Genomic DNA, 23928 nt, shown 5'->3' on the forward strand with positions numbered 1-23928 from the left:
ACATGAGTCTGAACGTATTTTGGTTTTTACCTACCCACGGCGATGGCCATTATCTCGGTACCGATGAAGGTGCGCGCGTGGTCGACCACGGTTATTTGCAGCAAATTGCCCAAGCGGTTGATCGTCTTGGCTTTGGCGGCGTACTGATCCCGACCGGTCGCTCATGCGAAGACTCATGGCTGGTTGCCGCCTCGCTGATTTCCGTTACCCAGAAACTGAAGTTTTTGGTTGCGCTGCGTCCCGGTATTATTTCTCCGACGCTGGCAGCACGTCAGGCAGCGACGCTGGACCGCCTGTCCAACGGCCGTGCGCTGTTTAACCTGGTGACCGGTGGCGATCCGTCCGAGTTGGAAGCCGAAGGCCTGTTCCTCAATCACGAAGAACGTTACGAAGCGTCGGCAGAATTCGCCCACATTTGGCGCAAAGTGCTGGAAGGCGAAACGGTGAACTTTGAAGGCAAACATCTGAAGGTCAAGAACGCCAGCCTGCTGCACCCGCCGGTACAAACGCCGCGCCCTCCGCTTTATTTCGGCGGTTCGTCCGAGGCCGCCCAAGACTTGGCCGGCGAACAGGTGGAACTTTATCTGACCTGGGGTGAACCGCTGGAGCAGGTAAAAGAAAAGATTGCTCAGGTGCGGGCCAAAGCCGCCAAACACGGCCGTACCGTAAGATTCGGCATCCGTCTGCACGTCATTGTGCGCGAAACGACCGAAGAAGCGTGGAAAGCGGCAGAGCGTCTGATTGCCAATATTGACGACGAAACCATTGCCCGCGCCCAGGCTAAACTGACCAGCACCGACTCGGTTGGCCAGCATCGTATGGCCGCGCTGCACGGCGGTAACCGTGACAAACTGGAAATTGCGCCTAACCTGTGGGCAGGCATCGGTCTGGTTCGCAGCGGCGCAGGTACCGCGCTGGTCGGCGATGGCCCAACGGTTGCGGCAAGGATGCAGGAATATGCCGACCTCGGCATCGACACCTTTATTTTCTCAGGTTATCCACACCTGGAAGAAGCCTATCGCGTGGCTGAACTGCTGTTCCCACACCTTGATTTGGCAAAAGAAGATAGCAGCGTTACCCCACTGCGCCGTAGGATTGAACCGCGTGGGGAATTGGTCGCCCACGAATTTGTGTCCAAGCGCGCTGTGAAAAGTTAAGGAAAGCATCATGAGCAACAAGACTGAACGTTGGATAAACCGCATTAGCCCCTGGTTTTTACCGGTGGTATTACTCGCCAGCTGGCAGTTGGCGGTACAGGTAGGCTGGTTGTCGAACCGTATCCTGCCTTCGCCGAGTGCGGTCGTCGAAGCCTTCTGGACGCTGGCGAAATCCGGTGACCTGTGGCAGAACCTGAAAATCAGCACCTTCAGGGCGCTGACCGGCTTTGTCATCGGCGGCAGCATCGGTCTGTTGCTCGGCTTTATTACCGGCCTGTCGCGCTGGGGTGAGCGCCTGCTGGACAGCTCAATGCAGATGTTGCGTAACATTCCGCATCTGGCGCTGATCCCGCTGGTTATCCTGTGGTTCGGTATTGATGAATCGGCGAAGATTTTCCTGGTGGCGCTGGGAACGTTGTTCCCGATTTATCTCAACACCTACCACGGTATTCGCAATATTGACCGTGGACTGCTGGAGATGTCTCGCAGCTACGGATTATCTGGATTCCCGCTGTTTTATCAGGTGGTGTTGCCGGGCGCGCTGCCGTCAATTATGGTCGGCGTGCGTTTCGCACTGGGCTTCATGTGGCTCACGCTTATTGTGGCGGAGACGATTTCCGCAAACTCCGGTATCGGTTATCTGGCGATGAACGCCCGCGAATTCCTGCAAACCGACGTCGTCGTAGTGGCCATCATCCTGTATGCCATCCTCGGTAAACTGGCCGATATCGTGGCGCGTTCGCTTGAACATGTCTGGTTGCGCTGGCATCCAGCCTACCAGAAAAAACAAGGAGAAACCGCATGAGTGAACCGACTCGCATTCCGCAAGGTACGCCGGTAACGCTGGCGGGCATTGTTAAAAATTACGGCAACCGTACGGTGCTTAAAGACATCAATCTGCGTATTTCTCCAGGGCAATTTGTCGCCGTAGTTGGCCGCAGCGGCTGCGGTAAAAGTACCCTGCTGCGCCTGTTGGCCGGTCTGGAAAAAAGCAGCAGCGGCGATCTGCTTAGCGGCAGTGCGCAGCTCAGCCAGGTCAGCGACGATACGCGTCTGATGTTTCAGGATGACCGTCTGCTGCCGTGGAAGAAAGTGATTGATAACGTTGGTCTTGGCCTCAAAGGCAAGTGGCGTGAGGCCGCCATGGCGGCACTGGAAGAGGTCGGTCTCGCCGACCGCGCCAATGAGTGGCCCGCCGCGCTGTCCGGCGGACAGAAACAGCGCGTTGCCTTGGCTCGCGCGCTGGTTCATCGCCCACGCCTGTTGCTGCTCGATGAGCCATTGGGCGCATTGGATGCGCTGACTCGCATCGAAATGCAGAGTCTCATTGAACGTCTGTGGCAGCAGCACGGTTTTACCGTCCTGCTGGTGACCCATGATGTAAGCGAAGCGGTGACCGTTGCCGACCGCGTTATTCTGATTGAGCAGGGTGAAATCGGTCTCGATTTGCAGGTCGATCTGCCGCGTCCGCGCCGTCGTGGTTCCGTACGACTGGCCGAGTTGGAAGAACAGGTACTGGAAAGAGTACTGCGACCACAGCCTGTGAGCGCTGAAGTAAAACGCGCGCAGAGATAACCCTTTCATCTTCCTCATAAAAAAGGGCGACATCACTGTCGCCCTTTTGTTTTTCAACCTTCAAATACGCGGTCAGGCATCCAGCGCCTTGCTGATTTTCTCATAAAGGTCACCGGAGAGATTCTCCAGACCTTTCAGCGTCTGCAACGCCTGACGCATCAGGTTCTGACGGTTTTCGTCATAGCGTTTCAAACGAATCAGCGGCTCAACCATACGTGCAGCAACCTGCGGGTTGCGGGTGTTGAGATCAGTCAGCATCTCGACCAGGAAGGTATAACCGCTGCCGTCTGCGGCGTGGAATGCCGCCGGATTTCCCTGTGCAAATGCGCCAATCAGTGAGCGAATGCGGTTCGGGTTACCCATGCTGAAGGAGCGATGCGACAGCAGTGCGCGCACCTGCTTCAGCACGTCCTGCGCCGGGCTGGTGGCCTGCAGAATGAACCATTTATCCATCACCAGACCATCCTGATGCCAGCGTTCGTCGTAGGCGCTAAGCAGACGGTCACGACACGGCAAGTCTGCCGCCACGGCCGCCGACATCGCCGCCAGCGAGTCGGTCATATTGTCAGCGCTCTCGAACTGGGCGCTGACCAGCTTGTCGGCCTGAGCCGCATCGGCAAAGGCAAGATAACGCAGGCAGACGTTGCGCAGCGAGCGCTTGCCAATATCGGCATGCTCAACGCGGTAGGACAGCAGGCGATTAGCGTGGTAAACCGCCAGGAACTCGTCGGCCATCTCCCCCGCCAGGCAGCGTGTAATCGACTCGTGCACCGCGCTTATCGCTTCAGGATCGATGATGTCGAACAGCTCGGCAATCTCGTTTTCTGACGGCAGCGTGAGAATCTGCGCCGCAAGCGCCGGATCGATGCTCTCGTCCAGCAGCACTGCGCGGAACGCATCGGCCACGTGCAGCGGCAGAGACAGTGGCTGTTTCTGCTGGTGACGCGCCACATTGAGCTTAATGTAGATAGCCAGCAGACTTTGCGCCGCGTCCCAACGCGAGAAGTCATTGGTCGCATGCTTCATCAGGAACGTCAGCTGGTGATCACCGTATTTATAATCGAGCTTAACCGGCGCGGAGAATTCACGTAATAAGGAGGGGATTGGCTGATAGGCAACGTCTTCGAACACGAAAGTCTGCTCGGCTTCGGTCACGTTAAGCACATTGCTGACCTTCTGGCCGCTTTGCTTGAGCTCAATCACACCGCCCTGTGGATCGTAAAGTTCGATATCCAGTGGGATATGCAGCGGAAGCTTCTCTTTCTGATCCGCAGTCGGCGGCGTTTTTTGACTCACGGTCAGCGTGTAGGTCTGCTTCTCGACGTCATAGTCGTCGCGTACGGTCAGGATTGGCGTACCGGACTGGCTATACCAGCGGCGGAACAGCGACAGGTCAACGTTGGAGGCGTCTTCCATCGCCTGCACGAAGTCGTCACAGGTCGCTGCGCTGCCGTCGTGGCGTTCGAAATAGAGCTGAATACCGGCCTGGAACTGCTGCTCACCCAACAGAGTGTGCATCATGCGGATCACTTCCGAGCCTTTGTCATACACGGTTAGCGTGTAGAAGTTATTCATTTCAATAACTTTGTCTGGGCGGATTGGGTGCGCCATCGGGCTAGCGTCTTCGGCAAACTGTGCACCGCGCATCACGCGGACGTTGTCGATGCGGTTCACCGAACGAGAACCCAAATCCGAACTGAACTCCTGGTCGCGGAAGACGGTCAGGCCCTCTTTCAGGCTCAGTTGGAACCAGTCGCGGCAGGTCACGCGATTACCGGTCCAGTTGTGGAAATATTCGTGGCCAATGACGGCTTCAATGCCCAGATAGTCTTTATCGGTCGCGGTTTCTGCTTTTGCCAGCACGTATTTGGAGTTAAAGACGTTGAGGCCTTTGTTTTCCATCGCGCCCATGTTGAAGAAATCAACGGCAACAATCATGAAGATGTCGAGGTCATATTCCAGATTAAAGCGCGTTTCGTCCCACTTCATGGACTGCTTCAACGACTCCATCGCCCAACCCGCACGATCGAGGTTGCCACGATCGACGAAGATTTCCAGTGCGATATCGCGGCCTGAACGGGTGACGAACTTGTCGCGCAGCACGTCGAAGTCACCGGCAACCACGGCAAACAGATAGCAAGGTTTCGGGAACGGATCCTGCCATTTGATCCAGTGACGTCCGCCTTCCAGCTCCCCGCCATCAACGCGGTTGCCGTTAGAGAGTAAATAAGGATAGAGCGACTTGTCGGCCACAATGCGTGTGGTGAAACGTGCCAGCACGTCCGGGCGGTCAAGATAATAAGTAATGTGACGGAAACCTTCCGCTTCACACTGGGTACACAGCGCTTCACCAGAGAGATAAAGGCCTTCCAGCGCGGTGTTTTTCGCAGGATGAATCTTGTTAACCACCTTCAGCTCAAACGCTTCAGGCAGGCCATTGATGACCAGCTGGCTTTCTCGCAGCTGATAGTTTGGCCAGTCCTGACCGTTAACTTTAAGGCTTATCAACGTTAGGTCTTCACCGTCCAGAACCAGCGCAGCGCCTTCGGCACCCAGACGCTTGATCTGGCTGACCGCAGTCACCGTAGTGGTCTGTGCATCAAGATCAAAGTCAAGGTCGATATCGGTGATGGTATAGTCTGGCGCACGATAATCGTGGCGATATTTTACCTGCGGTTGTGATGTTGCGTCGGTCTGTTGTTCTGTTTGCAGCTGGTCAGTCATAAAAGAACCTTTTGGCGTTTTCAGGAGGATACGCGTGACGCGATTAAAATAAACTTTATCACAGAAGGTGAAAATTCCCAGATTGTTACCCCAATGGCCGCGGCAACCGGCGAGCTTTTGCCCAAAGCGGTCAGTACTGCTTCATAAAGATAAAAAATATTGCGCTCAACATTTCACCTTTCTTTAACTTTTTTGTGCTATTTCAGTTAACACTGCCAATAAATAATTTCGCCGGTCGGCAATTTCATTTTATCGAATCGAGTCAGCCTTTCTGCCCATCAAAAAACGATCAACCTCATGTATTTTATAATAATTAACTAAAAGACATTATTATTTAACGGGTTATATCGTTGTTAACAATCTTCGGAAATCCGTGTTTAATATCCTTAACAAGGCACATTTGGCCCTCGACCTGGCCCGATGAATTGTGCTGAGATGAGGGTTCATTGACTTGATAATGCGGTATACTTCCCGAACTTTGCCGTTTAAATCAGGCTAAAACAAACACGATACTCAACGTTTTTGGAGTTGCTTCAGGGACGAAGAGTAGTACTCAGCGTCACTGACGTTGCAGTAAGGCATTGAGCGAACCCAACTAATGCCGCTGCAGCTTCCAGGACGAAGAGTATGGCCTGTTGCTTTTGACGAGGATGTCGCGCATGACCCCATACGCTTCCCCGATTTTGACTTCGTTGTTAGACACCGACGCCTATAAGCTTCACATGCAGCAGGCGGTTTATCATCGTTACGCGGATAGCCGCGTGGTCGCCGAGTTCCGTTGCCGTGGCGACGAACTGCTGGGCGAATACGCAGAGGAAATTCGTCATCAGGTTGAACTGATGAGCGAGCTGGCGTTGAGCGAAGATGAATTTAACTATCTTTCCGCCCTGCCTTTCTTTAGTCAGGATTACCTGCAATGGCTACGCACATTCCGCTATAACCCTCGACACGTCGAGGTGTCCAATCGCAGCGGTCATCTGCATATCCGTATCGCAGGCCCTTGGCGTGAAGTGATTATGTGGGAAGTTCCGCTGCTGGCGGTAATCAGTGAAGTGGTGCATAAACATCGCTCTCCAGGCGTCACGCCGGAAATGGCGGTCGAACAGCTGCGTAAGAACCTGCAGAAATTCAAACAGGAATCTGCCGATATCGACACTTCAGCCTTTAAGCTGATGGACTTCGGTACCCGCCGCCGTTTCTCCGGCGAGGTGCAGCGCGCGATTGTCAGCACGTTGAAGCAAGAATTCCCGTATCTGGTCGGGACCAGCAACTACGATTTAGCCCATAAGCTACAGTTGAATCCCGTGGGTACGCAGGCGCACGAGTGGTTCCAGGCGCATCAGCAGCTAAGTCCGGTTCTGGCTAGCAGCCAACGCGCGGCGCTGCAGGCGTGGCTTGACGAATACCCGGACCAACTGGGGATAGCACTCACCGACTGCATCACTATGGACGCTTTCCTGCGTGACTTTGGCCCCAAGTTTGCCAACGCCTATCAGGGTCTGCGCCACGACTCTGGTGATCCGTTTGAATGGGGTGAAAAAGCCATCGCCCATTATCAAACGCTGGGTATTGACCCCATGACCAAGACGCTGGTGTTCTCCGATAACCTGGATCTCGATAAAGCGCTGGATTTGTATCGTCACTTCCACACGCGGATTAAACTTATTTTCGGTATTGGTACCCGCCTGACCTGTAATATTCCGCAGGTCAAACCGCTGAATATTGTTATCAAGCTGGTGCAGTGCAACGGCAAGCCGGTGGCCAAGCTGTCCGACAGCCCGGGTAAAACCATTTGTCAGGACAAGGCTTTTGTGAAGGCGTTGCGTAAAGCTTTCGATCTGCCGCTGGTGAAGAAAGCCTCCTAATCATCCGCACTGCTTTTGCATTTCCGTCTTCCCCTCCCACAGGTGGGGGAAGACGCGAAAGAACGTCAATTGAGGTTCCTGCGTCCTCTTCTCTTCATCTATATCCTCTTCTCTCCTTATATATAGAAAGAAAAGCGCAATGAGCGATTTTTTCGCCACTTTCACCCTCTCAGGTTTTGCCGTGTTTAAACTAATCGCGGTAATGGCACAAATGTTGCGGTCGCAGGGCGATTTCTGCTTGTGTCCTGAAAAAGGCTAAGTAACATAGCAAAACCCTTTCGTTTAAGGTGTGTGGCTTTTTCATACAGGTTTTTTATACATATTTAAAACCATCGGTATCATCAGAACTATTTTAAGAGAGAAATCTATGAGCGTTGTGCCTGTAGTCGACGTACTGCAAGGCCGTGCTGCGGTTGACAGTGAAGTCACCGTACGCGGTTGGGTACGTACCCGGAGAGATTCAAAAGCTGGCATCTCCTTCGTCGCCGTTTATGACGGCTCCTGCTTTAATCCGTTACAGGCCGTCGTTAATAATTCTTTGCCTAATTATCAGGATGAAGTACTGCGCCTGACCACCGGCTGTTCTGTTGAAGTCACCGGTACCGTAGTGGCATCTCCTGGCGAAGGCCAGAGCTTCGAACTACAGGCAACGGCAATCAAGGTCGTTGGCTGGGTTGACGATCCTGATACTTACCCGATGGCGGCAAAACGTCACAGCATCGAATATCTGCGCGAAGTAGCTCACCTCCGTCCGCGCACCAACCTCATTGGTGCCGTTGCGCGCGTTCGCAACACCCTGTCGCAGGCGATTCACCGTTTCTATCATGAAAACGGCTACTTCTGGGTTTCGACTCCGCTGATCACCGCTTCAGATACCGAAGGTGCAGGCGAGATGTTCCGCGTTTCAACGCTGGACCTGCAAAACCTGCCGCTTACCGACAAAGGCGAGGTTGATTTCAATGAAGATTTCTTCGGTAAAGAAGCCTTCTTAACCGTCTCTGGACAGCTGAACGGTGAGACCTACGCCTGTGCGTTGTCCAAGGTTTACACCTTCGGCCCAACCTTCCGCGCAGAAAACTCCAATACCAGCCGCCACCTTGCCGAGTTCTGGATGGTTGAGCCGGAAGTGGCTTTTGCCACTCTCGACGACATCGCCTCACTGGCTGAGAGCATGCTGAAGTATGTTTTCCAAGCCGTTTTGGATGAAAGAGCGGACGATATGGCATTTTTCGCAGAACGCGTAGACAAAGATGCTGTTTCACGCCTTGAACGATTTGTAACCTCAGATTTCGCGCAAGTTGACTATACCGATGCTGTTAAAATTCTGATCGAATCCGGTCAGAAATTCGAAAATGAAGTCTCCTGGGGCGTCGATCTCTCTTCTGAGCACGAGCGTTACCTTGCCGAGAAACATTTTAAAGCGCCGGTTGTGGTTAAAAATTACCCTAAAGATATCAAAGCCTTCTATATGCGCATGAACGATGACGGTAAAACCGTTGCCGCCATGGACGTTCTGGCTCCGGGAATTGGCGAAATTATCGGCGGTTCTCAGCGTGAAGAAAGGCTAGATGTGCTGGACGCTCGACTTGAAGAAATGGGCCTGAATAAGGAAGATTACTGGTGGTATCGCGATCTTCGTCGCTATGGCACCGTACCTCACGCTGGTTTCGGTTTAGGCTTTGAGCGTCTGGTTGCTTACGTCACCGGCGTGCAAAACGTGCGTGACGTTATCCCATTCCCACGTACTCCGCGTAACGCAACATTCTAATTATTTAAGAGTTATTAATTTAACAACTTTAGATACAAATCTAAGGCCAGCGATGCTGGCCTTAGCTATTTTTAAACGTAGATCCCTGTCACAAAGTTCCCTAAATTTAATATTTAGTAACACATTTTTTCTTACTGAAACATAATTAGGTGTTTAGTAGCATTTTCGATGTAGATTAAGCTCACCCTCAATGGAACACTGCGTTCAGACACAGGAGACACCAAACTATCAACAATAGTTCTGTAAATTATTGTAGGCAGTGGCAAGGTGTCCAAATAACTCCAATGAGGGTAATAAAATAATGATGAAGCGCAACATTCTTGCAGTGGTAATTCCAGCCTTGTTAGCTGCTGGCGCAGCTAACGCAGCCGAAATCTATAACAAAGACGGCAACAAGCTGGATCTGTACGGTAAAGTCGACGGTCTGCATTACTTCTCTGACGATTCAAGCAACGATGGTGATGAGACTTACGTTCGTTTCGGCTTTAAAGGCGAAACGAAAATCAACGACAACATCACCGGTTACGGCCAGTGGGAATACAACGTTCAGGCTAACAATTCAGAAGGCAATGACGCACAGGACGGCAACAAAACGCGTCTGGGCTTCGCTGGTCTGAAATTCAACGAATACGGTTCATTCGACTATGGTCGTAACTATGGTCTGATGTATGACACCATCGGCTGGACCGATATGATGCCAGAATACGGCGGCGACTCTGGTTACTCAGACGGTTACCTGTCTGGTCGTTCTACTGGTGTTGCAACTTACCGTAACCACAACTTCTTTGGTCTGGTTGACGGTTGGGACTTCGCCGTTCAGTACCAGGGCAAAAATGACCGTACCGGCGACGACGTTCTGCGCGGCAACGGTGACGGCTACGCGCTGTCAACCTCTTACACCTCTTCAATGGGTCTGGGAATCGTAGGTTCCTGGTCTGAGTCTAACCGTACCGATGCTCAGAAAGCATTGACCTACGGCGAAGACAAAAACAAAGCACGCAGCTGGGGTACCGCGGTTAAGTATGATGCGAACAACATCTACATCGCTGCTCTCTACACCGAAACTCGCGATGCGGCTCGTATCACCAACAACAACCTGACCACTGATAACGACGGTTTCGCTAACAAAGCGGTGACCACTGAAGTTATCGCTCAGTACCAGTTCGACTTCGGCCTGCGTCCGTCTATCGCCTACGTTCAGTCTAAAGGCAAAGACATCGAAGGTATCGGCGATGCTGACCTGTACAAATACTACGAAGTTGGCGCAACTTACTACTTCAACAAAAACATGTCTACCTACGTTGACTACAAAATCAACCGTCTGGACGACAACAACCCACTGGGTCTGGCAACCGACGACGTTGTTGCCCTGGGTCTGGTATACCAGTTCTAATTTAGCCTAAACGCAACGCCTTCGGGCAAAGCAACAGGTTAAAGAAACAGGCAGAGCTTCGGCTCTGCCTTTTTTATGTCGCACCGTATTTGCTTTCTTCCTTTATAAATGCGCCGTTCTTCGCGGTAAATTCTCATCGCTTATGCCCTTTTTGTTGTCCAGTTTCATCAGAAACTTTAATGCTGAAGCCCTGCTCACAACTCTGCTTTCTTTTTCTCGCAAACGGTTGGCAAAGAATAAATCTGGCGGTAACCTGAACGCCTCTTTCTGTTGATAACAGGTCATGGAAGTATCCAAATGTTTGAAAAAATCACTGCCGCACCCGCTGATCCGATCCTGGGTCTAACCGATCTTTTCCGCGCTGACGATCGTCAGAATAAAATCAACTTGGGGATTGGTGTCTACAAAGACGAAACAGGTAAGACGCCGGTTCTGGCCAGTGTTAAAAAGGCCGAACAATTCCTGCTGGAAAACGAGACTACTAAAACCTATTTAAGCATTGACGGTCTACCCGATTTCGCTCATTGCACTCAAGAGTTGCTCTTTGGCGCTGACAGCGAGATAATTCGCGACAAACGTGCACGCACGGCTCAAACGCCGGGCGGTACGGGCGCACTGCGCATTGCGGCTGATTTCGTGGCCACGCAGACCACCGCGACACGCGTCTGGATAAGTAACCCAAGCTGGCCTAACCACGTCGGCGTGTTTTCTTCGGCAGGCCTCGAAGTCGCTGAATACAATTACTACGATGCACAAAAACACGCACTGGACTTCGACGGCATGCTGAAAAGCCTGAGTGAAGCCAAGGCGGGCGACATCGTGCTGTTCCACGGCTGCTGTCATAACCCGACCGGCATCGATCCTACCGTCGATCAATGGAAACAGTTGGCGGATCTTTCCGTGGCTAACGGCTGGTTGCCCCTGTTTGACTTCGCGTATCAGGGGTTCGCTAAAGGTCTGGAAGAAGATGCTCAGGGCCTGCGTATTTTCGCCGCCAAGCATGACGAGCTGCTGGTTGCCAGCTCCTATTCCAAAAACTTCGGCCTGTACAACGAACGTGTCGGCGCCTTCACGCTGGTAACCCGCGATGCAGAAAACGCAGACCGCGCATTCAGCCAAGTGAAATCGGTTATCCGCACCAACTATTCCAACCCGCCGGCGCACGGAGCTTCCGTGGTTGCGACCATATTGGGTAACCCTGCTCTGCGTGCACAGTGGGAGCAAGAGTTGAGCGACATGCGTCAGCGTATTCATCGTATGCGCCAACTGTTTGTGACGACCTTGCAGGAAAAAGGCGCGAAGCAGGACTTCAGCTTTATCATCGAGCAGAACGGCATGTTCTCCTTCAGCGGCCTGACCAAAGATCAGGTACTGCGCCTGCGTTCCGAATTTGGGGTGTATGCGGTGAATTCCGGGCGTATCAACGTAGCCGGTATCACGCTAGACAATATGGCGCCGCTGTGCGAAGCCATCGTCGCTGTGCTGTAAGCGATTTTTAGACACTAAAAAAGCCAGCCGGTGACGCCGAGCTGGCTTTTTTTATGCATTATCGTCGAGACGTTTTAAAGAAACGGGTTGTTCAGTCTTTCATAGCCCAGCGTCGACATTGGGCCATGCCCCGGTAGGAAAACAATATCATCCCCCAGCGGCAGCAGTTTGGTTTTGATCGAGTTAATTAAGTCTTCATGGTTGCCACGCGGGAAATCGCTGCGCCCCACGCCACCTTTGAAAATCACATCTCCCGAGACGGCAAATTTGGCCGCCTGGTTAATAAAGACGATGTGTCCCGGCGTGTGTCCCGGACATTCGAGTACGGTCAGTTTTTCTTCACCCACCTTCACCACGTCGCCTTCTTCGAGCCAGACGTCCGGCGTCAACGCGTCGCAGTGCTCGAGACCAAACATGCGGCTTTGTTCCGGCAGGCCAGCCAACAGGAACTGATCTTCTTTGTGAGGACCGACAATCGGCACCTGATAATAAGCGGCTAATTCTGCGGCAGCGCCAACGTGATCGAGGTGTCCGTGAGTTAACAGTACCTGAGTCAACGTTACGCCCAATGCGGCAACTTCAGCTTTGATCTTTTCGGCGTCGCCGCCGGGGTCGACCAGCGCGGCCTCATTGGTTTTAGGGCAGGAGATAACCGAACAGTTCTGGCTGAAAGCCGTAACAGGAATAATGTGATATTTCATAGGGCTCCACAATAATCTGGCCTAAAAATAGGCCAGATTAGATATTACGCACAGGATCAGGACCAGCTTCGATTGGGTCCAGTATCGATGTGCACAAAGTCACTTCGTGGATAATATCCTACACCACCCATCCGCATTTTTAATGCTGCTTTGCGGATATTTGCCAATTCAACGCCCTCAATGTGGAAATCCATCGCTCTGCCCAGCGTGTGATAGCTGTGTTTGGCGACGCCACTGCCCGGCTTGCGCAGCATATTATTGGTCGCCAACGTACGATAGCCCGAAACGAGCTGTACGGGTTTGTTGGTGCCAAGCGCAATCTGGAGACGATAGAGGTGATCGAACAGTTGAGGGTCGATGTTTTTAACCTGACCGCCAGCACGATAATCGCGGAACAAATGATTCAGTCGTGCCAACTCGTCCCTGTTGTATTGCTTACCATCAAAAAACTCAGTTTTGAGGGTTTCACCAGTGTGGAGGTTGTTAATCACCAAAACACGAGGTCTTGGTGTGGCAAGCATGGCAAATGCATCGTTTGGGAGCATCGCCATACCCATGGCAGCACCGCCAAGTGCCAGCCATTTTCGACGATATTTATCTATTTGGTCCATGTAAACGTAATTACCCGATAGCTATATCTAAGAGAAGGTTGTAATAAAGGGCCAATTTCTGACCCCTCGCAACCATAACCGCCTTGATTAGGTGAGTCAACCGGACAAAACAGGCTTTGAGAAGCCTGATTTCGCCGGATGTCTCAGGGTCAGGTCGGTATTTCAGACAGTTATCAGGTTAAAATTACTGCATTTATTACAGCAATTTTTCGGCTTGTGATGAGATTTGCGCGCCAGATCGCGCGGTGGAATCATAATTGTAAATATCTGTTCTAAACTGCGGCTTACCATCTTCTGAGACCCAAGCCGTTAAATAGAACAATTTAACCGGTATATGATGCCTAATTGGCACGAATGTCGTGCTTCCGCCCTTCACTGTCGACGAAATTCTTGCATCATTCCAGCCCGTGTCCTGCAACAGCATATTGGCCAGCTCAGAGGCCTTATTGACGCGCACGCAGCCCGAACTCAGGGCACGGACATCACGCTGGAACAGATTATGATTCGGCGTATCGTGGAGATATATCGAATCTGAACTCGGCATGTTGAACTTGTAACGACCCAGCGCACTCATCGAGCCCGCCTGCTGGCGCACACGATACGGGAAGTGGTCAGGTGAGATCATGCTCCAGTTAATGGTAGAAGGATCGACCACCTCGGCGTCATTGCTCCAGCCGGACAACAGCGTAAATCCGTGCTTTTGCAGATATCCCGGGTCACGCATCAGCTTCGGCACAATGTCTTCCCGCACCAGCGAGGTCGGCACATTCCACGGCGGATTCAGCACCACGTTGCTTAGCACGCTACTCATCAGCGGCGTTTTACGGCTCGGACGGCCAACGATGACGCGAGACGTCAGTACTTCACTGCCGTTCAAATAGTATTTCAGCGAATAGTTGGGAATGTTCACCATGATGCCAGTGTTTACATCACCCGGCAGAATGCGCAGACGCTGGATATTTAGCGCCAGCAGCGTCGCACGGATCCGCGGTGAGGCGTTAAGCCATTGGCGCGTGCTCGGCCCGATAACACCGTCTGGCTCCAGGCCTTGCCACTTCTGGAAACGTTTCACGGCCTCCACCAGCTGCGGCGTATAAATGTTGTCGGAAATCACCACAGGTGCGGCCGTTGCCGTTGTCGTGCTGCCCTGCGGCGCATCAGGCGTCGGAGCGGGTAATACGTCATGCACCGACGTGGCTGACGGACTTACCGCCGGGGTCGGTTTCTGGGTTTTTTCGGCCGTTTCGTCTACCGAGAAATCCTCAACGTTATTATTGGTCGGATTTTGGGCGATAGTTTCTGCAGTAGGCGCAGGCGTAGAGTTATCGGTGACGTCGATCATCGACGCACTGCGAGACAGGATCTGGCGCAGCGCAGGCACATCATTGCTCACCTGCCCCGGACGCAGACTTGCCGGGCTGGTCATCTGCGGCCAGGCTTGAGTATCCGCCAGCAGGTGCTTCAGCGCGGCATGCATCTTTTTATACTGCGGATGCTGCGGTTCTAGCGTGGTCACAAAGTGCTCGGTGGTGCCATGACGCACCGCCAGCTGCCACTGATTAATCACGGTCAACGGTGGCGTGGTCATCTTGTACGGCGTATTGCTGTATAGCCAGTTGCTGCCGTTAATCTCGACCCCGCTGGTAAACTGCAGATAACCGAGCATGGCATCTGAGAGCACCACGTCACGTGACATACCGGTGACTCTTGGGTCGGTCAACCATCTTACCCATTGGGTAAACTGCGGCTGAATGCCGGAAAGGGCCACCTCAGCCAGCTGCTGCTGGAACTGATGGACCGCCTCCCGATCTTGCCACAGGGGCTGCATATGATTGGCGGCGTAGAGCGACGCCAGCGTAGAAAGGTAAAGCGGCTTCACACCCGCTGGCAGCTCGGCCTGCAGTTGACTAAAGCTTTGCACGCTGGATAGCGTGGTGGTTCGGACCGGCATTCTTGGTACAGCCGCATAGCTCTGGGTTAATGGGGCAATACTCGCTGCCAATAAACTACTGGCCACCAGCACCCTGAGAGACTCTTTACGCTTAAGCATCATCCCCTGCCTCACTTAAATACCACGATGAAATAACTGCCGGAATACTCAAGCAAACTGCCCATAGATTAAGTATATAGACAGAATCTTAACTTTGCTCAGGTCGACAAGATAATTGCCTCCTCAGTCATAAGAAGACTCTATGTTACTGGCTGGGCGAATTAAAGCCTTACACCCTGCTTTATTATTTCAACCTGGTTGAATGTTTAAAAAAACGACAATAAAAACAAAAAGCCTCAACCCATATTATTTGGTCGAGGCTTTTATTTGAGCAATGATTTTGCTGCTTTTTTTTGCGAGTAAATGTTGCAACCGGGGAGCAACAATATTGCAAATAAGCGTTACAGACGATAATTAGCCTTCAGCGGCTATATTCGCCTCACTATTTTCAATAGCCGGAAGTTCTGCCGCAAAACCTCTCAGACCGACCACGTGAACGTGCTCGGTATTCTGGAAGACTTTACGCACCAGTTTATAAGTGGTGCCTTTTTCAGGGCTGATATTTTCCGGTGCTGCGATAATAAGCTGCATCTGCAAACGGTCGCACAGCTCGAATAACGTGGCGATGGATTTAGCATCCAGACGCGCGGCTTCATCGAGGAACAGCAGACGACAAGGAGAAATATCCTTACCGCGCAGGCGGCTCGATTCGTCTTCCCAGCTCTGCACCACCATCACCAGAATGGACATCCCAGTACCGATAGCCTCACCGGTCGACAGCGCGCCGCTCTCTGCACGCAACCAGCCATCGGAACCACGGTTAACTTCCACTTCCATCTCGAGATAGTTACGGTAGTCCAGCAGCTCTTCACCGATGGTCTGCGGCGTACGCTGCCCCATATCAATCTGCGGATTCAGACGCTGATACAGCTTCGCCAGCGCCTCGGAGAAGGTCAGACGATTGCTGGTGAACAGGTCCTGATGCTGCTCCTGCTGTTCAGACAATACGTCGAGCAGGCCAGAATGCGCCTCCCGCACGTTGACGTTCAGACGTACGCTCTTCACCTGTCCGAAGGCCACGGCCTGCAGACCCTGGTTCAGCATGCGAATACGGTTCTGTTCGCGCTGAATAGTTTTGCGGATGATGTTCGCCACGCTCTTCGAGCTAATGGCCAGCTGCTGTTCGCGGGCAGTCAGCTCTTCGGTCAGGCGGCCCAGTTCAATTTCCATCTGTTCGATGGCTTCGACCGGGTCGTCGGTGCGGATAATATCCTGACGGATACGCTCACGCAGGTGCTGATACACCGCGATATAGAACTGAATCTTGCGCTCAGGGCGTTTCGGGTCTTCGGACAAACGCAGCACGTCGCGCAGGTGTTCGTTGTCAGAAACGGCGAGGCGCAGCGCACCCAGCGATTTATCCGACATAGAACGCAGCTCGTCGCCGTTCATATAAGCCAGCTCACGACGGTGCAGACGGCGCTCAACGCCATTGTCTTTCACCAGACGCATTACCGCACACCATCCCGCTTTCGAGGTGACAACCTGCTCGCGGCTCTGATGATAATCGCGTTCAAGCTTGCGCAGTTTCTTCTGCAGATTGTCCATCTCGGCTTCACAGAAGGTAATCTGTTTCTCGAGCTGATTGCAGCGGGCACGGTTGGTACTGAGTGACTGATGCAGCTCATCGCGACGCGCACGGGCGCGCGCTTCGGCGTTAGGGTCGGCCTGCACGCCGATGTCCTGTAGTTCCTGGCTCAACTCTTTAAGCATGTCACGCTTGGCTTCGAACGAACTCTTCAGCGACGCCAGAACCTGGCTGTACTGAGTCAGCTGCGTCTGATGCTGGCGCACCTGCTCACGGGCGCGGCTTCGGTCGGCCTCTGCGCTTTCAAGACGGCTGCGCAGTTTGTCGTTGAGATCGGCATTTTCGTTCAGCATGCCGGCAGAGTCGGTATAGCTGAAGTGCGCACGACGCTGCACCACTTCTGTCAGGGCAAACGCCTGCTGCTTGGCCAGACGCTGCGCGTGCTGCGACTGGGCATAATCTTCTTTCAACTGCTCGTGCTGCTCGGGGTCACTCTGCAATACCGACACCAGCGGCTCCAGCTTGCTCAGAGACACGCCGTGCTGCTGGATAAAGCGGGCAGCATCCTGCGCTTCTTCGAATTCTTCACGAATTTCTTCAACGCGGTCGATTAGCGTTTCGTCACACAGCAGGCCAACGCGAGGTTGCAGCTTGTTAAGCAAAGCCACCGCCTCCTTCGCCTGCTCGTACTGCTGGCGCTGCTGCTGATTCTGGCCTTCGTGGGCGCTTAACGCACGCTCAAGCTCGCCGCGACGGGCGCTGAGTGAGCGGATATCGGCTTCAGGGTCGGCATCAAACGCGACCGCGAGGTGGCTGCCGATGAAACGGCTGAAGGCCTGATGCAGGCGCTGAATTTTCTGTACGTCGAACGACAGGTTCGCGTAACGCTCGGACAGAGTTTCACGCTCTTTGTGCAGCACTTCTAAACGATTTTCACGCGCAGCGCGGCCAAACAGCGGCACCTCAGGGAAGTGCGAGTAGCGCCACTGACGGTCACCGGTTTTAACCAGCACCGCGTTTTGCATTTCTTCAACGGCAAACACGCTGTCATCGAAGGACTGTGGGTCGCCTTCGACCAGATACAGGTCTTCCGGGCAGTCGTCGAGACCGTCGAGCTGATCGCGGATGCGGGAAAGGTCGGGCACCACGATAGCGTGGCGAGACGGCCCATAAAGCGCGGAGAAGTAAGGCGCGTCGTCGATGGTCACATCGTCATAAATTTCAGACAGCAGCACGCCGCCGAAACGTTCGGCAAGAGCTATCATGCGCGGGTCTTCTGCGCCGCTCGGTTGGCTCAGACGGGTAATCTGCCCTTCAATTTTGCGCTTGCGGGCAGCAACCTGATCGCGTTCAACGGTGGTATCACGCTCGGTTTCGAGCAGCTGCTGCATAAACTCGGTGACCTGCTGACTGCTTTCCAGCGGCTCTTTGCTCTGCTCGCTCAACTGACTTAGTGCGTCCTGCGCCGCCAGCCAGACAGGCGCGCGGGTAGTCAGTTCACGAATACGTGCCTGAATCTGCTCAAGCTCCTGACGCATCTCCATGCGGCGTTCACCTGCCTGAGAGACTACGCTGTATAGCTCTTCAATCTGTACGTCCAGCTCGCGCTGAAGTTCGTCGAGATCCTCCGGCTGCACGTCTTGCCCGGTACGCTTGCAGAAATCCTGCAGCTGGCGCTCGGCGTCCTGTTGCTCGCGCAGACGCCCTTCCAGCTCGGCGAGGCGCATGCGCAGAGGCTCTACGCGCTCGGCCTGATGCTGCTGGGAAGACCAGTCGCGCAGCAGTTCGCGCGCGGTTTGCCAGGCTTGGCTGCGGCTCACTTCACCGGCGATTTTCACCACCAGCTGGTAGGCATTTTCAAACTGACTGTGCGCAGCCTGGGCGACGCTCATCTTTTGTTCGAGCATCAGCAGGACTTCTGTCGCTTCCTGCTCGCGACCGTGGAAGGTTTCCAGCCAGTCTTCACTGTTTTCAACGGTCAAATCAGGCAGCTGACAGAGCTCACGTGCACGCTCAATGGCCTGCAACGCCTGCTGATACTGAATGGCGCGCGTCTGCTGCACGTCCAACGCCTGCTGGTAATCAGCGAGCTGGCTTTTCAGTTCATCAACTTCAATTTCGGCGGCTTCGGCGCGGGCTTCATGCTCGGCGTGAAGCTCGCTGGCTTCGGCAACCACCTCATTCTGCTCTTCGAGACGGTAGGTCAGCTCTTCTAAATCGGACTGATAGCGTTCGATTTTTTCCTGCTGGCGCATCGCGGTCTGCACCAGATTCAGGTGATCGCTGGCGGCCTGATAGTCGGTTTCGAGGTCGCTCTGAGCGCTACTCTGCTCGGACAGTTCGCGCGCCATTTCGACGTGGCGATACTGTTCGCTGGCCAGCTGTTTACGGCTGGAAAGCAGCTCATTACGCAACACCAATGCCCCATCGAGATGGATGCGACGATCGTTGGCATGACGCATATAGTCGGCTGAAACGTAGGAAGTCGCCTCAGAAATCAGATGCTTGAACAGGTCGCGGTCCGACTGGGTGACGCGAATAGCTTCGAGCGTCATGCGGTTTTCGCGCAGCGCAGCTTCCATGTCCTGGAACGCCTTACGCACGCCGCTGTTTTCTGGCAGCAGGTAGTCACGCAGCGAGCGAGTAATGGCGCTGGAGATACCGCCGTACAGCGAGGCCTCAATCAGGCGATAGAACTTGCTGCGATCGGAGGCTGAGCGCAGGCGACGCGGGATAACGCCCAGGTCGAACATCAGCGAGTGGTAGTCGGTGATGGAGTTGAACTGCTTGAACTGCACCCCTTCCATCTCTTCGACGCGGTCTTTCAGCTCCTGGAGAGAGAGTACCCGCGCCTGACGGTCACCTACGGTCTCGGTCAGGATTTCAGTCGGTTGTACCGAGGTCGGCAGTCCCTGAATGGTAAAGGGCTTGATGTCGACCTTGCGGTCACGACCGGCTACCTGCTGTAGGCGTACGCCAACAATTACGCGCTGGTGGCGAGAGTTGACGACGTCGAGCGCGGAATAACACACGCCCGCACGCAGTTTCCCGTGTAAACCTTTGTCACGCGAGCCCGAGGTCGCCCCGGCTTCGGTCGTGTTACGGAAGTGCAGCAGGGTCAAATCGGGGATAAGCGCCGTGACAAACGCGGCCATGGTCGTTGACTTGCCCGCACCGTTACCGCCGGAAAGCGTGGTCACCAGTGAGTCGAGGTCAAAGGTCCTGGCAAAAAAGCCGTTCCAGTTAACCAGCGTCAGTGAGCGAAATTTACCGCGTTCAATCATTCCTGTTCATCCTCTGCACCTTCTGGCCCATGGTCTGCCTGCGCTTCACCCTCTTCGCTCTCATCGTTGAGCGACAGGCTGCTTTCAATTGGCATCGCTTCGCCGTCGCGGATCATACGCAGCTGCGCTTCACGCGCGTCATCACCGCTGCGAACGTCTGCGCCAAAGCGGAACACGGCTTCGGTAATTCTAAACTTGGTGCTGTCAGGGCCCATAAAATAAACCATGCCAAGTCTGCGCAGGCGGTTGAGCGACGTCCTGACTTTTTCCTGAAGTTTTTGACGGTCGAGATCTGAACCGGTAGAACGCTGGTTAACGTATTTCAGCAGTTTGCTTTCATCCGCCAAACTCAGCAATTCATCATATAACTCTTGCTGAGTGAAAATGCCTTCATGCGCCAGACGCTCAGGACTCAGGTATAGATAACAAAGAATTTTACCGACCATCATGTCCAGCTCAGACAATACCGAGCGTGGGATTAGCGTGGTGGAGCGCGGACGAAGGTAGAAAAACCCTTCAGGCGCGCGGATAAGTTCTACGCTGTAACGACTGTAGAAAAGCTCAATCTCATCCTGATAATCCATCAGGAAAGCGTGGTTATCTAATTCATCAATACCGATATGACGGCCAGAACGAAGCTGACTGTCGAGAGCCGGAAACAGGGAATTAGCCAACGCCTGTGCCAGCTTGGCTGGCATTATTTGTTCAATATTTGTCGATGACATGGGCCTGCACCTTGGCTCCGTAATCATTGATTGCCTGCCACTGTGCCGGCAACCCTGAAAAATCTGCTTCAGCCACACCAAGGCGTACTGCCTGGTCGACCATGATTCGCGCAACGTCAAAATGGCGCACGCGAGGATATTGTTCGAGGTAATCGCGCATCACCAGCCCCAGATTCAGCGGCACTTTGTCCTGCTGATAAACCCGCAGCGCCTCTTCAATCAAGGCGGCAAGCTGTTCGCGGATCTCGCTGAACTCTTCAAATTCGAGGTCTGGAGGAAGTTCGCCGGTGACCTCATCGCTGCGCAATGCCAACTCTTCGTCGCGCATGTCGAGCAGGCGATCGGCGTTGGCAAAGGTGAGGGTCCACGGATTATCGAAGTAATTTTGCACCGAAAGGCGCAGACGCTGAGCGAACACGCGGTTTTTATCCATATCGATAGCGGTACGGATAAACTTGTGCACGTGACGGTCATAGCCAATCCACAGGTCAATCGCCTGCTGACCCCAGCTGGTAATGCGGTCCAGTTTGTTTTGCAGGTCGTAAACCAGCTTGTCGATGAAACCGAGATCCGGTCCGCTCAGCGTGGCATCCTGAATGCGCAGTAGATGCGCCTGAAGCAGATCGCCCGCGGCCTCAAGCGTGTCCTGAAGTTCACGCAGCGTGCCCGAGGTTTCAGACAGCAACAGCTCACAGCTAGAAATGGCCGCACGCCAGTCCTTGCTCAGTAGCGCAGCGATATCGTCTTTCACACCCTGCTGCTGTTCGTCCATGATGCGTTGAGTCATGTCGATACTGTCGAAGATTTCTGCGACCGAGTATTTAAGCGGGGCAAAGACGTTGCGATGCCAGTGGAATTCGTCACCGCCTTCCTCGGCTGCATCCGCCGCGCGTTTAAGTTCTTGAGCAACGATGGACAACTGCATAGAGAGGCGCAGCGTGGAAAACTCACGCTGGCGAATGTAGTAATCGGTGATGCCAATACCCAGAGGCGTCAAACGATAAATCGCGTTACCGTCTGCCTGTTCACTGACAAAGCGGTTAAGCAACCGTTGGCGCACCATATCATTGATAGCGTTGTTGGCGCGTACGGTAATGGTTTCGTTGGTTTGCTCAAACCCCTTGCTAACGTGGCGAAACGCATCAATCAGTTCGCCCTCGCTCATTTCTCCGTCAAGACGCTCGCCGTTGAGGGTGGCAATCGCCAGAAGAAAAGCCAGTCGCTCCGTCGGCAATGAAATTGAGAAATCATTTTTACGTGCCCAGGCCACCAGTTCGGGGACAGTCTGGGAAAATTCACTCATAATTCGTCCTTCCGGTCGGGTTTGTGCGCCATCACGTGGATGTATCGCCCCAAACTAACAAAAGGCTCCTGTCGGCAATAACGCTGTTCCAGCGCCAGAAGCTCGTCAAAATCCTGTTTATGCTGTTGCCTGTTACGCAGATAATCGTGGAATACTCTCACGCCGGTCTTGCCGGTAATCTGAAGTCCCATTTCCTCTAACCACCGATAGACGTTTTCTGGCTCCAGTGGATAGTCGGGCAGCAACGAGCTTTTTTTTATTTTGGGTAACCCTGCTTCGACATGGCCAAAATTACCCAGCACCATGTGGCGCATCAGCAAACCTTTGACGTTATAAAACATCAGAGAAAGTGCGCCACCGGGTAGCAGACAGTCGTTCAAAGCCTGAAGCGCCTGCTGCGGTTCTGCTAGCCATTCGATTACAGCATGAAACAATATCAGATCAACCGGCTGTTCCAAATACTGTGCAACGTCCTGAGCGGGGCATTGTACAAATTGCATGTTGTCGCTCACACCTTTTTCGGCGGCGGCGGCCTGCGCCCGCTTGATCATCTCACCGGAAAGATCGCACAACAATACCTGATGTCCTAAAGCGGCCAACTCGCAGGCCATTTGCCCTTCGCCACCGCCGGCATCAAGTATACGCAAAGGACGCTGTGGAAGCTTGGTTAAAAGTTCACGCAGGTCCTCTCCAAGCACCGCCTGGCGAATACGTCCTTTGGTCGTTCCGTAGATATTGCGCGAAAATTTTTCTGCCATATCATCGAAGTTGCGACCCTGGGGAGACGGTTCTACCGTCACTGTACGTTTTTTTTTGCTCAACTTTTTGTTTTACCAGTAGGCAGACAAACGAATTATGGTGCTATTTTGGCACAGGCTGGCAGAGAATAAATCATCCTGACCAAGAATCTCACCCGGATGCCGTTTTTTCACACAAAAGGACCGATTATCTGATGTTTTTTGCCCTGAAAAAATTTGTCGGCGGCTTAATGATGCCATTACCCCTTTTACTGCTAATGATGGCGGTAGCACTGTGCCTGCTCTGGTTCAGCAGAAGGCAAAAAACGGGAAAAGTCATTTTTTTGGTCAGTTGGTTGCTGTTGGCGCTGTTGAGCCTGCAACCCGTCGCCGACAGGCTACTGCGACCGCTGGAAAATACCTTTCCAACCTATCGCGGCCAAGGGCCGATTGACTATGTCGTGGTGCTTGGCGGCGGCTATACCTACAACCCTGCGTGGGCGCCCAGTTCAAATCTCATCAGCAACAGTTTGCCTCGAGTGACCGAAGGGATACGTATCTACCTGATGAATCGGGGAGCTAAGCTCATCTTTACCGGCGCGGCGACGCCGACGAATCCGGTGAGCAGTGCCGCAACGGCAGCCAAAGTGGCGGAAAGTCTGGGCGTTCCTGCGAAGGATATCATCACCCTCGACCAGCCAAGAGACACGCGTCAGGAAGCCCAGCAGGTGGCGCAACAAATTGGTCATCAACCTTTCGCGCTGGTCACGTCGGCCAATCATCTGCCGCGTGCGATGGTGTTTTTCCAGCAACAGGGTTTAGCGCCAATTCCGGCACCGGCCAATCAGCTGGCGATAGACTCACCGCTCAACCTGTGGGAGAAAGTCCTGCCACAGTCGCTTTATCTGTCTCATTCAGAAAGAGCCTGGTACGAAACGTTGGGGCGCCTGTGGCAGAAGCTGACGGGCAACGACGTGCCCAAACAGTCGGTTAGCGCCACCTCACAGTAGCGCGAGTCC

At 53.5% G+C, this 23928-nt stretch carries 16 protein-coding genes; 8 read left to right on the plus strand and 8 right to left on the minus strand.

The window, feature by feature from the left end; translation table 11 throughout:
- The first annotated feature begins 2 nt into the window (after window positions 1-2).
- Genes ssuD through ssuB form a run of 3 tightly spaced genes read left to right on the plus strand, consistent with a single transcriptional unit; the run spans window position 3 to window position 2732 of the window.
- Entirely contained in the window at window positions 3-1157 is a 1155-nt protein-coding gene (gene ssuD / locus O1V65_RS12065; protein WP_017490520.1) for an FMNH2-dependent alkanesulfonate monooxygenase, read from the plus strand.
- 10 nt (window positions 1158-1167) lie between these two features.
- Window positions 1168-1962, plus strand: a complete 795-nt coding sequence (gene ssuC / locus O1V65_RS12070) for an aliphatic sulfonate ABC transporter permease SsuC (RefSeq protein WP_017490521.1) — start codon at window positions 1168-1170, stop codon at window positions 1960-1962.
- Window positions 1959-2732: an aliphatic sulfonates ABC transporter ATP-binding protein gene (gene ssuB / locus O1V65_RS12075; protein ID WP_017490522.1), complete on the plus strand. Its 774-nt coding sequence runs from the start codon at window positions 1959-1961 to the stop codon at window positions 2730-2732. Before ssuC ends, ssuB begins: the two co-directional genes overlap by 4 nt.
- A gap of 72 nt (window positions 2733-2804) precedes the next feature.
- On the opposite strand, the gene pepN is transcribed toward ssuB, so the two are convergent.
- Window positions 2805-5456 (minus strand): aminopeptidase N, encoded by a 2652-nt coding sequence (gene pepN / locus O1V65_RS12080; protein ID WP_269129757.1) that lies wholly within the window; start codon window positions 5454-5456, stop codon window positions 2805-2807.
- Window positions 5457-6115: 659 nt separating this feature from the next.
- Between pepN and pncB the strand changes: the two genes are divergently transcribed.
- From pncB to O1V65_RS12100, 4 genes are all read left to right on the plus strand, one after another.
- Entirely contained in the window at window positions 6116-7321 is a 1206-nt protein-coding gene (pncB, locus tag O1V65_RS12085) for a nicotinate phosphoribosyltransferase (RefSeq protein ID WP_017493485.1), read from the plus strand.
- A 367-nt stretch (window positions 7322-7688) separates the two neighbouring features.
- The gene (gene asnS / locus O1V65_RS12090) at window positions 7689-9089 is read left to right on the plus strand and encodes an asparagine--tRNA ligase (RefSeq protein ID WP_017493487.1); all 1401 of its coding nucleotides are present in this window, start codon (window positions 7689-7691) and stop codon (window positions 9087-9089) included.
- Between the two features lie 301 nt (window positions 9090-9390).
- Window positions 9391-10482 carry a porin OmpC gene (gene ompC / locus O1V65_RS12095; RefSeq protein ID WP_017493488.1) on the plus strand — a complete coding sequence of 364 codons (1092 nt, stop codon included), beginning with the start codon at window positions 9391-9393 and terminating at the stop codon, window positions 10480-10482.
- Window positions 10483-10779: 297 nt separating this feature from the next.
- Window positions 10780-11970, plus strand: coding sequence for an amino acid aminotransferase (locus O1V65_RS12100; protein ID WP_017493489.1), 1191 nt, complete (start codon window positions 10780-10782; stop codon window positions 11968-11970).
- A gap of 74 nt (window positions 11971-12044) precedes the next feature.
- On the opposite strand, the gene O1V65_RS12105 is transcribed toward O1V65_RS12100, so the two are convergent.
- The 7 genes from O1V65_RS12105 to cmoM all read right to left on the minus strand — a co-directional run bounded on the left by O1V65_RS12105 (window position 12045) and on the right by cmoM (window position 22993).
- Complete coding sequence (locus tag O1V65_RS12105) at window positions 12045-12671, minus strand: MBL fold metallo-hydrolase (RefSeq protein WP_017493490.1); 627 nt, start codon at window positions 12669-12671, stop codon at window positions 12045-12047.
- Window positions 12672-12727: 56 nt separating this feature from the next.
- Entirely contained in the window at window positions 12728-13282 is a 555-nt protein-coding gene (gene mepK, locus O1V65_RS12110; RefSeq protein WP_017493491.1) for a peptidoglycan L,D-endopeptidase MepK, read from the minus strand.
- Window positions 13283-13478: 196 nt separating this feature from the next.
- Window positions 13479-15335, minus strand: a complete 1857-nt coding sequence (gene ldtD / locus O1V65_RS12115) for a L,D-transpeptidase (RefSeq protein WP_026110748.1) — start codon at window positions 15333-15335, stop codon at window positions 13479-13481.
- Window positions 15336-15686: 351 nt separating this feature from the next.
- Entirely contained in the window at window positions 15687-20144 is a 4458-nt protein-coding gene (gene mukB / locus O1V65_RS12120) for a chromosome partition protein MukB (RefSeq protein WP_084912755.1), read from the minus strand.
- Window positions 20141-20869 (minus strand): chromosome partition protein MukE, encoded by a 729-nt coding sequence (gene mukE, locus O1V65_RS12125; RefSeq protein WP_026110749.1) that lies wholly within the window; start codon window positions 20867-20869, stop codon window positions 20141-20143. The genes mukB and mukE overlap by 4 nt, the downstream gene beginning before the upstream one ends.
- Window positions 20850-22172 carry a chromosome partition protein MukF gene (gene mukF, locus O1V65_RS12130; RefSeq protein ID WP_017493495.1) on the minus strand — a complete coding sequence of 441 codons (1323 nt, stop codon included), beginning with the start codon at window positions 22170-22172 and terminating at the stop codon, window positions 20850-20852. Before mukF ends, mukE begins: the two co-directional genes overlap by 20 nt.
- Window positions 22169-22993 carry a tRNA uridine 5-oxyacetic acid(34) methyltransferase CmoM gene (cmoM, locus tag O1V65_RS12135; protein WP_084912754.1) on the minus strand — a complete coding sequence of 275 codons (825 nt, stop codon included), beginning with the start codon at window positions 22991-22993 and terminating at the stop codon, window positions 22169-22171. Before cmoM ends, mukF begins: the two co-directional genes overlap by 4 nt.
- 131 nt (window positions 22994-23124) lie before the next feature.
- Between cmoM and elyC the strand changes: the two genes are divergently transcribed.
- Window positions 23125-23919, plus strand: coding sequence for an envelope biogenesis factor ElyC (gene elyC / locus O1V65_RS12140; protein ID WP_227952730.1), 795 nt, complete (start codon window positions 23125-23127; stop codon window positions 23917-23919).
- Window positions 23920-23928 lie beyond the last annotated feature (9 nt).

Source organism: Rouxiella badensis (genome assembly GCF_026967515.2).
Taxonomy (GTDB): Bacteria; Pseudomonadota; Gammaproteobacteria; order Enterobacterales; family Enterobacteriaceae; genus Rouxiella; species Rouxiella badensis.